The 15,259-nt window shown below is 39.3% G+C and carries 16 protein-coding genes and 1 tRNA gene; 7 read left to right on the plus strand and 10 right to left on the minus strand.

What is annotated here, in order from left to right:
• Positions 1 to 68: 68 nt before the first annotated feature.
• The gene (locus G4Z02_RS00920) at positions 69 to 821 is read left to right on the plus strand and encodes a YwaF family protein (protein ID WP_258877973.1); all 753 of its coding nucleotides are present in this window, start codon (positions 69 to 71) and stop codon (positions 819 to 821) included.
• Between the two features lie 3 nt (positions 822 to 824).
• On the opposite strand, the gene rbfA is transcribed toward G4Z02_RS00920, so the two are convergent.
• From rbfA to thiI, 9 genes are all read right to left on the minus strand, one after another.
• Positions 825 to 1,163 (minus strand): 30S ribosome-binding factor RbfA, encoded by a 339-nt coding sequence (gene rbfA, locus G4Z02_RS00925; protein WP_258877974.1) that lies wholly within the window; start codon positions 1,161 to 1,163, stop codon positions 825 to 827.
• On the minus strand, positions 1,160 to 2,980 hold the full coding sequence (infB, locus tag G4Z02_RS00930) for a translation initiation factor IF-2 (RefSeq protein ID WP_309544588.1): 1,821 nt from the start codon (positions 2,978 to 2,980) through the stop codon (positions 1,160 to 1,162). The genes rbfA and infB overlap by 4 nt, the downstream gene beginning before the upstream one ends.
• A 21-nt stretch (positions 2,981 to 3,001) precedes the next feature.
• Complete coding sequence (locus G4Z02_RS00935) at positions 3,002 to 3,286, minus strand: L7Ae/L30e/S12e/Gadd45 family ribosomal protein (RefSeq protein WP_258877975.1); 285 nt, start codon at positions 3,284 to 3,286, stop codon at positions 3,002 to 3,004.
• 4 nt (positions 3,287 to 3,290) lie between these two features.
• Positions 3,291 to 3,557, minus strand: coding sequence for an RNase P modulator RnpM (gene rnpM / locus G4Z02_RS00940; RefSeq protein WP_258877977.1), 267 nt, complete (start codon positions 3,555 to 3,557; stop codon positions 3,291 to 3,293).
• Positions 3,544 to 4,620 carry a transcription termination factor NusA gene (gene nusA, locus G4Z02_RS00945; RefSeq protein ID WP_258877978.1) on the minus strand — a complete coding sequence of 359 codons (1,077 nt, stop codon included), beginning with the start codon at positions 4,618 to 4,620 and terminating at the stop codon, positions 3,544 to 3,546. The genes rnpM and nusA overlap by 14 nt, the downstream gene beginning before the upstream one ends.
• 11 nt (positions 4,621 to 4,631) lie before the next feature.
• The gene (locus G4Z02_RS00950; RefSeq protein ID WP_258877979.1) at positions 4,632 to 5,063 is read right to left on the minus strand and encodes a ribosome maturation factor RimP; all 432 of its coding nucleotides are present in this window, start codon (positions 5,061 to 5,063) and stop codon (positions 4,632 to 4,634) included.
• 112 nt (positions 5,064 to 5,175) lie between these two features.
• A complete protein-coding gene (locus G4Z02_RS00955; RefSeq protein ID WP_258877980.1) occupies positions 5,176 to 5,889 on the minus strand; it encodes a TrmH family RNA methyltransferase in 714 nt (237 codons plus the stop codon).
• A 61-nt stretch (positions 5,890 to 5,950) separates the two neighbouring features.
• Positions 5,951 to 6,337 carry a rhodanese-like domain-containing protein gene (locus tag G4Z02_RS00960; RefSeq protein WP_258877981.1) on the minus strand — a complete coding sequence of 129 codons (387 nt, stop codon included), beginning with the start codon at positions 6,335 to 6,337 and terminating at the stop codon, positions 5,951 to 5,953.
• A 51-nt stretch (positions 6,338 to 6,388) separates the two neighbouring features.
• Entirely contained in the window at positions 6,389 to 7,636 is a 1,248-nt protein-coding gene (gene thiI / locus G4Z02_RS00965) for a tRNA uracil 4-sulfurtransferase ThiI (RefSeq protein ID WP_258877982.1), read from the minus strand.
• A gap of 134 nt (positions 7,637 to 7,770) precedes the next feature.
• Between thiI and G4Z02_RS00970 the strand changes: the two genes are divergently transcribed.
• The 4 genes from G4Z02_RS00970 (at position 7,771) to thrB (ending at position 11,409) form a co-directional block, all read left to right on the plus strand.
• Positions 7,771 to 8,253: a GAF domain-containing protein gene (locus G4Z02_RS00970; protein ID WP_258877983.1), complete on the plus strand. Its 483-nt coding sequence runs from the start codon at positions 7,771 to 7,773 to the stop codon at positions 8,251 to 8,253.
• A gap of 181 nt (positions 8,254 to 8,434) precedes the next feature.
• Positions 8,435 to 9,034, plus strand: a complete 600-nt coding sequence (rpsD, locus tag G4Z02_RS00975; RefSeq protein ID WP_258877985.1) for a 30S ribosomal protein S4 — start codon at positions 8,435 to 8,437, stop codon at positions 9,032 to 9,034.
• A gap of 79 nt (positions 9,035 to 9,113) precedes the next feature.
• Positions 9,114 to 10,559, plus strand: a complete 1,446-nt coding sequence (thrC, locus tag G4Z02_RS00980; protein WP_258877986.1) for a threonine synthase — start codon at positions 9,114 to 9,116, stop codon at positions 10,557 to 10,559.
• Entirely contained in the window at positions 10,549 to 11,409 is an 861-nt protein-coding gene (gene thrB / locus G4Z02_RS00985; RefSeq protein WP_258877987.1) for a homoserine kinase, read from the plus strand. The genes thrC and thrB overlap by 11 nt, the downstream gene beginning before the upstream one ends.
• A 17-nt stretch (positions 11,410 to 11,426) precedes the next feature.
• On the opposite strand, the gene G4Z02_RS09590 is transcribed toward thrB, so the two are convergent.
• Complete coding sequence (locus G4Z02_RS09590) at positions 11,427 to 13,904, minus strand: aspartate kinase (RefSeq protein WP_309544589.1); 2,478 nt, start codon at positions 13,902 to 13,904, stop codon at positions 11,427 to 11,429.
• A gap of 117 nt (positions 13,905 to 14,021) precedes the next feature.
• Here G4Z02_RS09590 and G4Z02_RS01000 point away from each other — a divergent pair.
• Both G4Z02_RS01000 and G4Z02_RS01005 read left to right on the plus strand, forming a co-directional pair.
• Positions 14,022 to 14,097: transfer RNA gene (locus tag G4Z02_RS01000), tRNA-Val, on the plus strand.
• Between the two features lie 289 nt (positions 14,098 to 14,386).
• The gene (locus tag G4Z02_RS01005) at positions 14,387 to 15,184 is read left to right on the plus strand and encodes a helix-turn-helix domain-containing protein (RefSeq protein WP_258877988.1); all 798 of its coding nucleotides are present in this window, start codon (positions 14,387 to 14,389) and stop codon (positions 15,182 to 15,184) included.
• Positions 15,185 to 15,259: the final 75 nt, after the last annotated feature.

Consider the following 15,259-nt stretch of genomic DNA (forward strand, 5'->3'; position numbering starts at 1 on the left):
GTGGGTTTTTTTATTGGGTGTAATTCAGTTTTCTGTGATATAATAAAGGGAAATCGGAGGTGAATCCAATGTTTTTTGAAACGTTTTTCGGACATGATATTGACTTTAGTAAGGCAGCAACAATGTTTTCCATTCACCATGCGATTTATATGTTTTCTGCAGTATTGACGATTGTCTTTATTAAAAAGTATGCGAAGAAAATTAGAAATCATCCAAGAGAACCACAAATTCGCAAGATAGTTGTATGGTTCTTGATTTTCATGGAAATCGTCTATCATCTCCATAATTGGAGTTATCCACGATTTAGTATCCCTCTGCACATCTGTAGTTTTGCGGTGTTCATGAGTATTTATGTCCTTAATACCAACAGTAAAAAAGTGTATAACTACTTATTCTTCTTTGGAACACTTGGTGGGATTATGGCCCTCACATTCCCTAATTCATGGGGCTATACGTATCTGAATTTTCGTTATTATCATTTCTTAATCTTACATAATGTATTAATCGGTGTATCGCTCTATTACTATTTTGCCTATGATTATCGTATTACCTATCGCACGTTACTTAATGTCTATCGAACGGTATTGATTCTTGCTATATTCATTCATTTATTCAATCTCACATTTATTCATTTCGGGTATGATTCGAACTACTGGTTCATTACCTATATCCCTCAAGTTGTCGATGGATTCTTTACCAATTATCCCGTCTACATACTCACATTTTTATCGGCTGTTTTTGTATCGATGAACATATTATTCTTTGTCACCCATCAAGATCAAATTCCCTTATTATTCCAAAAAAAATCACTCGACGAGTGATTTTTATTTTTTTAGAACGTTTTTTAATCCTTGTTCAATACGATTCCCATACTCCAATGATTCATCATACTTGAACATCAATTCCGGTACTTTGCGCATCTTAACTCTTTGCGCCAATTTGGAACGGACAAAGCCTTTGGAGCGTTCTAACGCTTTATGTGCCGCTTGTTTCTTTTCGTCTTTTCCTAAGATTGTATAGTAGATTGTTAAGTAACTATAATCATTGGTTAAGCGTACTTCGGTAATCGTCATGAAGCCAATGGCGTCATCTTTTACTTCTCGCCGATAAATATCGGTTAAACTGCGAAGGATTGTGGTTTGTAGATGTTCGAGTTTACTCACTTACGAGGAATCTCTCGTTCAACCGATGCCTCAATGACATCGCCGACTTTTACGTCGTTGAATTTTTCAATCATGATTCCACATTCATATCCTTCACGTACTTCTTTGACATCATCTTTAAATCGTTTTAAGGATGACATTTGGCCTTCAAAGATAACCACTCCATCACGCAGAACACGGACTAAACTATTGCGTTCAATCGTACCATCGGTGACGTAACATCCAGCGACGGTTCCGACTTTCGATATTTTAAACGTATCGCGAACTTCCGCTTGTCCGGTAACCACTTCTTCAAAGATGGGATCGAGCATACCTGTTAGTGCGGCCTCAACTTCTTCTAAGGCTTTATATATAATATTGTACAGGCGAATGTCGACGCCTTTTTCTTTGGCTAAATCACGGACACTTGAGCGTGGACGCACATTGAATCCCATAATGATAGCGTTACTCGCAAGAGCAAGCGTGACATCGGTTTCTGTGATGGTTCCAACACTACTGCGGATAATATCAATTTTAGCACCCTCTACTTCAATTTTTTCAAGGGAAGCTTTTAAGGCTTCAATACTTCCGTGGGTGTCTCCTTTAATGACGATCCGCAATTCTTTTAAGTCGCCTTCACTCATTTGACTGAAAAGTTCTTCTAAGGATACGGCTTTTCCGACACCGCGTTCTTCGGCCCATGCACGATGCGTTCTCTCTTCCGAAATCAAGCGAGCGCGACGTTCATCTTGGAATACCATGAACGAGTCTCCCGCCTGGGGAACATCGTTTAGTCCAGTAACCTCAACGGCTTTACTTGGCATCGCCACATCCATTCGGACATTTTGATCGTCCACCATTGCCCGAACACGACCATAGGTATTTCCGGCCACTAAAATGTCGCCAACTTTCAATGATCCATTGGCAACCAATAACGTTGCGACCGGTCCTTTTCCTTTATCGAGTTTGGATTCGATAACGGTACCGCTTGCTAAGCGATTCGGATTGGCTTTGTATTCTTCCATCTCCGCGGTTAATTGAATCATCTCAAGCAGATTATCGACACCTTCACCTGTCAAGGCGGATAAATTACAGAATATCGTTTCTCCTCCCCATTCTTCAGGGACAAGGTTGTATTCGGTTAACTCTTGTTTGACTTTGTCGGGGTTGACACCGACTTTGTCGATTTTATTAACAGCAACAATGATCGGAACATCCGCTGCTTTGGCATGGTCGATGGCTTCTTTGGTTTGTGGCATCACACCATCATCTGCAGCAACGACTAAAATCGTTATATCGGTAACCTGGGCACCGCGTGCACGCATTTCGGTAAATGCCGCATGTCCTGGGGTATCAATAAACGTAATTAACTTGCCATTTTTCTTGACTTGATATGCTCCAATATGTTGAGTAATCCCACCCGCTTCACCTTCGGTAACACGGCTGTTTCGGATGGTATCTAATAATGTCGTTTTCCCATGGTCTACATGTCCCATGATGGTAACAACAGGAGGTCTCTCAACGAGATCCTCTTCGGTATCGACGATGTCGATTTCATCAAAACGAGTTAAGTCCGTTACTTGTTCGTCTTCGAGTTCACGTCCGAACTCAATTGCGAGTAATTCTACGGTTTCTCGATCGACAGTTTGGGTTTGATTAGCCATAATCCCCGCCATCATAAGTTTCTTGATGACAGCAGATGTTTTTACGCCCAACCCTTCCGCGATATCGGCAACCGTCATATCCGGTGAATAATATAGTACACCTTCTGTTTTTTCCTGCGTAGCAACCGGTATGTTCGATTTACGCGAATCTTGTTTTTTTGACTTTCTAGCCATACAAACACCTCTTTTTCTTTATCACATTAGGTAGTCCTTACACGTGTTGCTAAATCCCTTGTCAGTAATCAGTACAACTTTGACATGCTCTTTCCCCAATGCTTGTGACAAGGCATCCGAATCAACTGATTGAACAATCGTCAATCCGAAACTCGTTGCCTTATTGGTAATCTTTTTCGTAATATTTTCCCCGGCATCACTGGCGAGAAATACAACATTGCCAGGATGTTTATGACAGGCAGGTAGAACCAGGTTCTCCCCAACCAGTAATTTTCGTGCCCGAAGTGCGAGTCCGAGCAGGTTCAACAGCTTATTGTTGTTCAATAATCTGGAGTAGTTCGTCGTAGATCTCTTCGGGGACGGAGACCTCTAAATGACGATCTAATTTTTTCGTTTTCTTTGCCTTTAGAATGACTTGCTTGGTTTTACTAACATAAGCCCCACGGCCATTTTTCTTTCCTGTCAAATCCACTTCAACCTGTCCTTCTGGAGTGCGGACAACACGAATCAGTTCCTTTTTGGGAACACGTTCATTGGTAATCACACACTTGCGAAGTGGTATTTTACGCTGTTTCATCGATCCGACGGTAACGAATACCTTTTTCTTTGGCTTCGGATAATGGGACGATGTCAATTTTCCAACCGATGGCGTGGGATGCCAATTTTACATTTTGTCCCCGGACACCAATGGCACTGGTTAAATCTTTATCGTAGACAATAACCGTTGCTTCTTTTTTCTTTTTATTGGGATTGACAGCAAGAATTTTCGCTGGGTTTAGTGAGTTCACAATCAAATCAATTGGTTCTTTTGACCATTCAAATACGTCAATTTTTTCACCTTGCAAGGCATCCAAGACTTCCATGATCCGTGATCCTTTGTATCCAACAACCGATCCAATCGGATCGACGTTTTCATCATGAGAATATACTGCAATCTTACAACGATCACCTGGATCGCGTGAGATTCCCATAATTTCGACGGTACCATCTTGAATTTCTGGACATACTTGTTCAACGAGACGTTTGACAAGATTTTTATCGGTCCGTGAGACAAATACTTTCGGTCCTTTGGTCGTCATATCGACTTTTGTGATATAGACACGAAGGCGTGCCCCTTCATAAACTTCATCGCTTTTTAATAATTCTTTTCGTGGTAAGCTGGTTTCCATGTTGTGACCGAGGTCCAAGGTGACGAAATCACGATTATACGATACGATTTCCGTATTGATCATTTCGTTTTCACGACCTTTAAATTCCTCGTAGGCTTTTTCACGTTCCAGTTGTTTAAGTCCCTGGGTGAGAATTTGCTTCGCACTACTGACGGCAATCCGACCAAATTCCTTAGGTGATTCTTTCATCGTAATCGTATCACCAATCTTAATCGTTTTCCGTTTTTTACGGGCATCTTTTAATGAGATTTCACCAGGATTCTCCACGGTTTCTACCACAAGATAATCGGCGGATAATTGAATCTCATTTTTTTCGGTATTGAACTCAATTTTCGCATTATCACTTGTGTAATGATCCTTTTTGTAAGCATTTAGGATTCCGCGTCCCATAACATCTAGAATCTTTTCTTTGTCGATCCCGCGTTCTTCAGCAAGAACTTCAAGGGCACGGAAAAAATCTTTACTAATCATTATTTGTCCTCCTATAGAACGACTGTCAATCGGATGTGATTGATGTCCATTTCATTAATCGTTGTCGTTTTTTTGTTTTTAAAATGCAAGGTTAGTTCCCCGTTTTTATAGGCTAAAAGCTTCGCTGTCAACTTCTGTTCAAAGGTCTCGATGTAGACCCATTTATTAATGGCACGGGCAATTTCATCTGCTGTCCGTAGTTCCCGCTCCGCACCGGCACTAGTAACCTCTAAATTATAGGGGTCGGTAAACGGATCATCTTGGTCCAACATCTCACCAATTTTATGACTGACTATGACACAATCATCCAAGGTGATTTCGGTATCATTATCAATCAAAATCCGCAACACTTGTTCACCGTGTTCTTTGACGTATTCCATATCGTATAAATAATACTTTAACTCCGTTAACAATGTTTCGATTCGTTGACGTAATTTATCCATATTATGCTCCTTTTATCAAACAAAAGAGTGGGGGTTGACCCACTCTCTAACTCATATGCATTAGTATTGTATCATATGAAAAATGAAAAATCAAGCACAATAGATACGTTTATTAGGATAATTTCTTCTGTAATTCATACATGATAATACTACCGGCAACACCAACGTTTAAACTTTCAGTTTGAATCATCGGAATCGTAATATTTTTCGTCGTTTTCCGAAGGATATGTTCATTCACTCCTGCGCCTTCATTTCCGAGGATTATACCGAAAGGTGGCATGGTGGAAAACGCTTGGATAGGTACCCCAGTCATTGCTGTTCCATAATAGAGAATCCAGTTGTATTTCTCCATAAACTCAAGGATGGAGGAATGAATGAAATTCAACTTAAAAATGGCTCCCTGGGTACTACGTAATACTTTGTCGTTATACACATCAACCGTATTATCGAGTACAATTGTCGTAAAGCCAAACGCCAAGGCACTGCGCAACAACGTTCCGAGATTTCCTGGATCTTGTATGTGATCCAATAGAAGAATTTGATCACTTGGTTCTTGTGCATCCACTTTCTGACAAACAGTAACAACTCCCTGGGGGTTTTTCGCATCCGATAGTTTCTGCAGAACAGCTTCATTAACGTAGATGACATCCTCGCCAACAATCGCATGATCTGTAGTAAACACTTGAACAACATTGCCAACCGTTCGTGCTTCTTCATAGAGGTGATATCCTTCCACGAGAAAATGACCAAACTGATCGCGATATTTCTTTTGATGCAGTTTCGTGGTCTCTTTTATTAGTTTATTTTGGACGCTTGTAATCTCCATAGTATCACCTCGTTTATCATTATACCGTAATTACAGATGAAACAAAATAAAAACAGAGAAACTATACGGTTTCTCCGTCCCATCCTTGAATACCTTTGGTTACATTATAGACTTCCGTAAATCCTTCTTTGACAAAAATCTCTGCTGCACTCGCACTCCGATTTCCACTGTTACACATAATAATAACCGGTCGTGAACGATCGAGATCATCAAGCATACTGTAATCCTCTTCTAAATGGTAGTAATCGATATTCATTGTAAATTCTTCGATGTGTTCTTCGTAATATTCTTTTGATGTACGTACATCGATATAGTAGTAATTAACATCACTGTCAAACATCTCACGTAATTCGTCGTTGGAGATATTTGTATACCCTTTATCCGTGTTACATGCAGCTAGGGCAAAGATCATCACAACAGCAGAAATTACGACAGCTACTCGCTTCATTCTATCACCTCGAATACAGTATACTAAATTGTTAGTTCGTTTACAAACATTTTACTCCTTGGGAATGGTTAACTTCGGAGGTATTTCCGCGATTGTAAATCCTTCTAAGGTTATGTCTCGAGACGATCCTGCTTCAATCACAAATGTTTTGGTGTCCCTGACGGCCTTATCAATAATGGGCTTATAATCAAACAATGTTTCATAATACTCACAGCGATATACTTTCGGTGAAGTGGTTGGTTTTTTTGGTACATAGACAGTACAACAATCTTCAAACGGTTTGACACTAATATCATAGCAATCAATCTTGTTTGAAATGTCGATGATATCTAGTTTATCATACGTCACTAAAGGACGTAATACCGGCATCGTCGTTACATCGTTGATCGCGACCATACTTTGGAGTGTTTGCGATGCAACTTGGCCTACACTCTCCCCATTGATGAGAACGAGACATCTGTGTTTTGCCGCAATTTGTTCACTGATACGATACATCATGCGTCGCATGATCGTAATATTATATGCTTCTGGTACGTATTCCAATAATTGCTCGTGTAATTCTTTGAACGGTACCATATGTAAATTGATTTTATTTTTTGGAGCAAAATGACTTAATTTTTCGGTTAAATCAATGACTTTTTGTGCCGATTCGATACTTGTTAAAGGTGTCGATTCAAAATGAATACACTCGATTTCAATACCTTGCTTCATCGCTAAGAATCCCGCCACCGGAGAATCAATTCCACCACTCATCATCAACAATCCTTTTCCGGCTACACCAACTGGAAATCCACCCATTCCTTTCATCTTATTACAATATAAATACGCCCCGTGATGACGGACTTCGATAAATAATGTTAACTCGGGATTATGGACATCCACAAGCAACGTTTCCGTATTCCGTAACACATGACCGGCGATTTCTTTGGAAATCTCTGGAGACTGTAATGGATAGGTCTTATCAGCTCGTTTCGTTTCGACTTTAAACGTCACGACTTTATCGCCTAGCTCCCCTTGAACAACCTCCAAAGCTTTGGCTTTGATGCTTTCCATGTCACGACTTGTTTTCGAGATAAAACTATAACTTGAAAGACCACTTACTTTGTCCAAACTAGCAATAATCTCTTCGTGATGTTCACCATTTAAGACAATGTATAAGCGATCATGATTTTTCTCATATTTGACATGTGGGTTATTGACTTTTTCCCGAATCAATTGATTCACTCGTTCGACAAACACCTTTTTGTTTTTTCCTTTTAAGGTTAAATCACCATATCGAACCAATATACGTTCATACATAGAACCACTCCTAATCAACGTTATCATACCACAAATGGTTCAAAAATTCATTATAGAATGAAAATAATCAATCCTTTTGCACCACTAGGTCTCTTATGCTATACTAGGAGTACCAAAAATAGGGGGGTTATCCCATGTTTACAGAAATTCCCAAAGGTCAATCCAAAGGTGAAAACTATCAACTCTTATTACAACATCTTGATCACTTCTTGGTGAAAGATGACGCACTGATTACAAGCTTAAGCAATCTCAGCGCCTATTTAAACTACTTTCTAGATGATATCAACTGGGTTGGGTTTTATCTATATGACGGAGAAAAGCTCTTCTTAGGACCCTTTCAAGGTCTTCCAGCTTGTACGACAATCGCCTTCGGTAGTGGTGTCTGTGGCACCGCAGCGAAGACTCGTAAAACCATTGTAGTCGAGGATGTCGATCAATTCGAAGGACACATTGCTTGTGACGCCAACAGCAAGTCGGAAATCGTTGTTCCAATCATCAACAATACCCTATTATTTGGCGTTTTAGATATCGATTCTCCCGTACCTTCTCGGTTCGATCAAACGGACCATTATTACTTAGAGGAAGTAATCAACAAATTTGTTGACATTGTACTGTAGTTTCTATATAATATACATTGCGCATGTGTAATAATGGCAGCTAAATAATGAGTTTCATTACCTTTAGAATGTTCCGCAACCAGGGTTGTTAGTAGTCTTTGCTGACAAGGTGAACACATTAAAACATTCGAACTAATAAATCATTATTACTCACGTAAATTTAATAAAGGAGGAATACACAATGGCACGTTATACAGGACCTAGTTGGAAAATTTCAAGACGTTTAAAATACTCAATCAGCGAAAGTGGTAAGGAACTTGGAAAACGCCCTTACGCACCAGGACAACACGGACAACGTCGTGGAAAATTAAGTGAATACGGAATCCAACTTCATGAAAAACAAAAAGTACGTTTCACCTATGGTGTAAACGAAAAACAATTCCGTAAAACCTTCAACGAAGCGAAAAAAATGCCTGGTAAACAAGGTGAAAACTTCTTGTTCTTATTAGAATCAAGATTAGACAACCTCGTTTTCCGCGCTGGATTAGCACGTACTCGTCGTCAAGCTCGTCAGCTTGTCAACCATGGACATGTTTATGTCGACAAAAAACGTACGGACATCCCATCTTATCGCGTCGTCCCTGGACAACTCATTACCTTAAGCGAAAAAGCTCAAAAATTTGACATCGTCAAAGATGCGCTTGAAGCATTGGTTACCCGTCCAGAATTCGTTAGCTTTGATGACAACAAATTTGAAGTCACATACGTTCGTTTACCTGAACGCGGTGAAATCTTATCTGAAATCAAAGAAAACCTCATCGTTGAATATTACAACAGATAACAATCAAAACCACCAAACGGTGGTTTTTTGTTTACCCATAGCATTCCTCATTATGATATAATAGATGCAAGGTGGTGAAATGATGGTAAAAAGCACACGATCGGACGAACGCGTAACGCCTTCTATGGCAATCCTCAATGGACTTGCCAAAGATGGCGGACTCTATGTCTTTGAATCCATTCCAAAAATCGACATCAAACAACTTACTAATGCATCGTATACCGATGTGGCAAAAGTTGTATTTGGTCTATTGCTAGATGATTTTTCACAAGAGCGTTTGAATGATATCATCGATCAAACATACAACTCAAACCTGTTTCATCCAGCCCCCATCACCATGACACACCACAAGAACCACTCCTATTTAAATCTCTATCATGGCGAAACCCTCGCCTTTAAAGATATGGCATTATCAATATTGCCAAAATTGATTCAAGAAGCCAAACAGATTAACGGTATTGACAAACCAAGTATTGTCTTAACCGCAACCAGTGGTGATACCGGTAGTGCGGCCTTGGCAGGCTTTCAACAAAACAAAGACGATTATGTGTTTGTTCTCTATCCGACACAAGGTGTATCGTCCTTTCAAGAAAAGCAAATGAATCAACTCCAAAACGACCAATGTACCGTATATGCAATTGATGGTAATTTTGACGATTGTCAAACCATTGTTAAAACACTATTTCAATCCATTACGTTAACAAACACAACGCTCGTCAGTGCAAACTCGATTAATATTGGGCGTTTGGTTCCGCAGATAACATACTACGTCTATGCCTATACTAAATTGGTTCAAGATCACGTCATCCCACAACTAGAACCCATCGATGTCGTTGTTCCAACCGGAAATTTCGGTAACATTTACGCGGCATATATCGCCAAACAAATGGGTGTACCGTTTGATACATTGACGATTGCATCCAATACCAATAACGTTCTTCACGATTTCTTCCAAACCGGAAGTTATACCATCAAAAGACCCTTATACAAAACGATATCACCAAGTATGGACATCATCATCTCGTCCAACCTAGAACGGTACTTATATACATTATTCAATCATGATGCATCGGCTTTACAGCAAGCAATGACAACCCTACAGTCCACAGGTGAATTACATATCGATGTCGTTAAACATCAAACCACCTTTGATTCTGGTATGGCTACCGAACAAGAAACTTTACAAACCATTAAGGATACCTTTCTCAATCAAGGTACTGTGATTGATCCTCACACTGCAGTTGGTACCTATGTCTACCATCATACACCCCACAATCATCACACGATTATCGTTGCTACTGCATCCCCATTCAAGTTCATCGATGCAATGGAAGATGCATTGGATATAGAACCTTCAGGTGATTTGCAATCACGATTACAACGATTCGCTGGTCATGTACACATTCCCTTTCCAGCACGAATCAACCACATAGCATCCTATACCTTGGAACAGAAACAGATACTCACAAAAGATGAGGCGATGACTATTATCCGCCAGAAAGTTGGTATTATTGATGAAAATTAGTGTCCCGGCCACATCGGCTAATCTCGGGATTGGCTTTGACGCCATTGGATTATCCCTTAGTCTATACAATACATTTAGCTTTACCAAGAGTCGAAACGATCACATTGTGAGCTACAGTGGGGAACTCGACGATCACCTAGTATATCAAGCTTATAAGGCATTCTTTACCTACCATAGACGCCCTCATTTACCAATCACAATCGAAGTCGAGCAACAAGAGATTCCCATCTCCAGAGGACTTGGTAGTAGTGCAGCGTGTATACTAGCCGGCGTGTTTGCGGCCAATACACTCGGTCATTTAAACGCTTCATTCGACGAATGCGTTGCTTTTAGCGCATCGCTAGAAGGACATCCTGACAACATCTATCCAGCAGCTTACGGTGGATTGGTGGCCACCTACCAAGACAACGATATCTATTATCACCAATCATTTCCAGTTCATTCATCGTTACAATTTACTCTTCTCATTCCGGACCAACACACCTCAACAAGTGATCTGCGTAATGCGATTCCCACGACGATTAAACATCAGGATGCTGTCCATAATGTCGCTCGGGTTCTTCATTTACCCAGTGCGTTTAAAACAGGCAATCTCCAAACATTGCGCCGGATATTGAACGACAAACTACATGAACCCTATCGTTATCCATTTATTCCAAAATCCAATGAAATACTCACCTTAAAGCGTCACAAAGAACTCGCGATTGTAATCAGTGGGTCTGGTAGTTCATTGTTGTTTATCTCAAAAAAACCAATTGATGCATATTTAACCGATTCCATTAAAAGCGTCTACCGTGTTGTACCTGTGCAGCCCGAGGCAAAACTAACAATGGATAAAAAAACGATCTGAAATCAGATCGTTTTATATTAATCAATATTGACGTCTTCACCAAGCTGGAAATACTCATGAATGCGATTAATTGCGACGTCCACATCTTTGTTTTCAACAATACAGGAAATCTTAATTTCCGATGTACTGATCATCTGGATATTGATCCCGGACTCGTACAACGCTTTAAAGAATAAGGAGGCAACTTTGCTTCCACCAGCCATGCCAATCCCGACAATCGAGAGTTTGACAACATTGTTGTCGACTGCAACCTTACCTGTGTGAATGTCTTTGACATACACCTGACATGCATCTAAGGTTTGATCCAAGTCTTTTGCATGAACGGTAAACGAGATATCATTGACATTTTCTCGTCCAATCGATTGAATAATCATATCAATGGAGACATTACGCTCAGCCAGTAAATCAAATAGATGAAATGCAATTCCTGGTTTATCGGGAACTTCCACAATTGATACCTTAACAATATCTTGATCGTGTGTGACACCACGAACCACTACTTTTTCAATCATATTTGCCTCCTTAATCACCGTTCCAGGCCCTTCAATGAAGGTCGATTTTATTGTCAATTTAACGTTGTATTTTTTCGCGAGTTCGATACTTCTAGGGTGCATCACTCCCGCTCCTAAATGAGACAACTCCAGCATCTCATCATAGCTGATTTCATCCCATCGTTTCGCAGATGAAACAATACGTGGATCGGCGGTATAGACCCCCTCAACATCGGTATATATATCACATCGTTCAGCTCGTAATACCGCACTTAACGCTACTGCTGTAGTGTCGCTTCCACCACGACCAAGTGTGGTGATATCCAGTGTTGTTGTCAGACCTTGAAAACCAGGGATAACGACAATTTTGTGATTCGCCAACTCCTGTTTTAAACGTTTGGCATTCACTTTAATAATTCGTGCATCGTTGTAGATGTCATCGGTAATGATTCCAGTTTGTGTCGAAGATAATGCGATTGCCTCCTCACCGGCTTCTTGTAACGCCATTGTGAGTAAACTAATCGACATCTGTTCACCGGTTGCAAGCAGTAAATCCATTTCTCGTTTTTGAGGAATCCGACTGATTTTTTGTGCCATTTCGACCAACTCATCCGTACGTTTTCCCATCGCACTAACAACAACGACAACATCGTTTCCTTGTTGCTTGGTATCAATGATTTTTTGTGCAACATGTTTGATATTATCCAATGATCCGACCGAGGTTCCCCCGAACTTCATGACAATCAAATTGCGAGGGTTCGATGTGAATGTGTGCGAATATGCACCGTCCTCTATCCGGATATAAATCGCATATTTCGGATGAAAAACAGACATAAAATCGCGCATAACAGAGGCTGCTACAACGTCGGTAATAATAACTAATTGATTGGTCCGATATACAACATCATAGGTCAATCCCGACGCATCAAACTTCTGTAAGATTTGATCTTCCTGATAGTTATTTAGGTTGAATCGACAATAATACATACCAGATACGTAGTCATCGGATTGATAGGACATTGATTGATGTTGATGTAAACGAATCGGTTGTACACCTGAAAGGATATCGACGATATCAGAAACCATCGAGTTACCGGTTGATAATTTCCCTGCTCCCGGTCCATAAAACTGTAATTCGCCAACATGATTACCAGTGATACTGACAATATTATTCGATAGTTGGACGGTATTATATATGGATTGTTCACTGAACAAAACCGGCTCAACACTTGCAGTGATTCCGTCTTTGGTTGTCAAACTGATTCCGATTAGTTTGGGAATCAAGTGGAGATCCTTGATATAATCCATATCCTCTTTTGTAATATTTGATATTCCGCGACAAGGAATATCATCCTCCTCGATTCTTGTTCTATACGCCAAATTTGATAGAATAACAAGTTTCCGTAATGCATCATATCCTTCAACATCATCGGTTGGATCATGTTCTGCATACCCTATCTCTTGTGCAAGTGTAAGTGCATCTTTATAGGAGGATCTATCAGTATACATTTTAGAAAGAATATAGTTCGTTGTTCCATTGAGTATTGCATTAATCTTGGTTATCTGATTCGTCTGTAATACTTGCAACATCGGTTTGATTATAGGGACTCCACCAGCCACAGTTGCTTCGACGTAAAGTCCACAATTATTGGTTTCGGCAAGAGTAAATAATTCCGTATAGTATTTTGAAATCACTGCTTTGGATGCAGTGACAACGTTAATACCACGCGAAAGTGCACGCGTAATAATCATATATGCTTGGTCGGTATTGGTAATCGCTTCTGCAATGATATCAAAATCATGTGTAAAAAAGTCGTCTACATCATCGGTAAACAAGGTCTTTGAAACCCTTGGATCTCGTGGCTTATTAATGTTATTAATGAGGATTTTTGTAATCCGTACATCATCGTTTGCGACTGCATCTAAATGATGTTTTCGCATTGTAACAATTTCATATACACCGGAGTTCACCATTCCAAATCCTACTAGACCAATTGTAATCACGCTACTCACCTCCCAAGCTGTTTTCTATATTGTATCACAAAACCAATTAAAAAAAATCCAAATTTCCGTCAAATTGATATTCACAAATACCCGAATTATGATATAATGATACTACTTGGAGGGTTAGCTCAGTAGGGAGAGCACTTGCTTGACGTGCAAGGGGTCGCTGGTTCGAGCCCAGTACTCTCCACCATTTTAGTCCGTATCCCGAGAATTTGAGAGGTTTTATATACCTACAATCAATTCTCGGGTTTTTGTATGCTTATAATTCGGAAAAATCAACACAATTTAAAATTCATCAGACATGTCGTAATAGGGATTTCTTGACAACTTAGAAAATAATTTACATGCATCTTTCTTTATGTTTTATAAATGATTTTTCAAGTGTCGGTGTATTAATGACCGTAATTACTGTTAAGTAACGATAAGTGTCTAGGATATCGTTTGTGAATGTGCTATATTATATTCAAGAGGTGATGAGAATGAGTGTCGGTGAAAATATCAAACAGTTACGATTACAAAATAATTTGACACAAGAGGAATTGGCTTCCAAAATTTTTGTAACGAGAAATGCAGTTTCTAAATGGGAAACGAACAAAGGAATTCCAAGTATAGATAATCTAAAACAACTAGCTTCTCTGTTTAAAGTATCTTTAGACCAAATTGTAAATGAGGAGGATAGAATCATCATGGCTATGGTAAACACTGAGAAAATTCAAAGTTTCAGGGATGTGCTATCAAGTATAGGAATATTTCTAACCTATACTACAAATGGAATATTAATCCCTTATATTTTTCTAAATATTGATGAATTTAATGAAACTGCAATTAACTATATTTTGTTACCATTTATCTATATGCTTTTTGGTCTATTTACAGTATTAGGAGATATTCCGAGAAAGTATTTTCTTATTGGATCTTCTCTTGCGCTTATTCCAATCTATGTACTATATGATGTTTTGTTGCCTGAATATACATTGGGATTAATTGGTATACTGCATTATACCCTATTTGTTCTTTCATACTTCTTGTTAAATTTATTTATCAAGTTTTTATATCACTTCGAGCCAATTAAACTACAGAAAATATTTATGTATCTTGCGGTGCTGATAACAATCATTTATATCCTACATACAACAATCGCTTCCATATCACTTTATAATTGTGTTGTTTGTAGTGCACCGTGGTATCTTGAAATCGTAGTGAATACTATTCTATATGCAATACCAATTGCAATACCAACAATACTTTATTTTCACTTTAAAAAGAGTACATTCTAGTAAAAAATACACTTACATTAAAGGAACATTCGTGTTCCTTTTTCAGTTAATTAATCTGTTGTAGAAAGAATATCG

The sequence above is a fragment of the Candidatus Xianfuyuplasma coldseepsis genome (genome assembly GCF_014023125.1).
GTDB lineage: Bacteria > Bacillota_I > Bacilli_A > Izemoplasmatales > Izemoplasmataceae > Xianfuyuplasma > Xianfuyuplasma coldseepsis.

Excerpts from the sequence above, each read along its gene's own strand:
- rpsD (WP_258877985.1), top strand. The coding sequence starts at position 8,435 with ATGGCACGTTATACAGGACCTAGTTGGAAAATTTCAAGACGTTTAAAA.
- thiI (WP_258877982.1), bottom strand. The coding sequence starts at position 7,636 with ATGTATGAACGTATATTGGTTCGATATGGTGATTTAACCTTAAAAGGA.
- G4Z02_RS00920 (WP_258877973.1), top strand. The coding sequence starts at position 69 with ATGTTTTTTGAAACGTTTTTCGGACATGATATTGACTTTAGTAAGGCA.
- G4Z02_RS00950 (WP_258877979.1), bottom strand. The coding sequence starts at position 5,063 with ATGGATAAATTACGTCAACGAATCGAAACATTGTTAACGGAGTTAAAG.
- G4Z02_RS00970 (WP_258877983.1), top strand. The coding sequence starts at position 7,771 with ATGTTTACAGAAATTCCCAAAGGTCAATCCAAAGGTGAAAACTATCAA.
- rnpM (WP_258877977.1), bottom strand. The coding sequence starts at position 3,557 with ATGAAACAGCGTAAAATACCACTTCGCAAGTGTGTGATTACCAATGAA.
- infB (WP_309544588.1), bottom strand. The coding sequence starts at position 2,980 with ATGGCTAGAAAGTCAAAAAAACAAGATTCGCGTAAATCGAACATACCG.
- G4Z02_RS00960 (WP_258877981.1), bottom strand. The coding sequence starts at position 6,337 with ATGAAGCGAGTAGCTGTCGTAATTTCTGCTGTTGTGATGATCTTTGCC.
- thrB (WP_258877987.1), top strand. The coding sequence starts at position 10,549 with ATGAAAATTAGTGTCCCGGCCACATCGGCTAATCTCGGGATTGGCTTT.
- G4Z02_RS01005 (WP_258877988.1), top strand. The coding sequence starts at position 14,387 with ATGAGTGTCGGTGAAAATATCAAACAGTTACGATTACAAAATAATTTG.
- G4Z02_RS00955 (WP_258877980.1), bottom strand. The coding sequence starts at position 5,889 with ATGGAGATTACAAGCGTCCAAAATAAACTAATAAAAGAGACCACGAAA.
- thrC (WP_258877986.1), top strand. The coding sequence starts at position 9,114 with ATGATGGTAAAAAGCACACGATCGGACGAACGCGTAACGCCTTCTATG.
- nusA (WP_258877978.1), bottom strand. The coding sequence starts at position 4,620 with ATGATTAGTAAAGATTTTTTCCGTGCCCTTGAAGTTCTTGCTGAAGAA.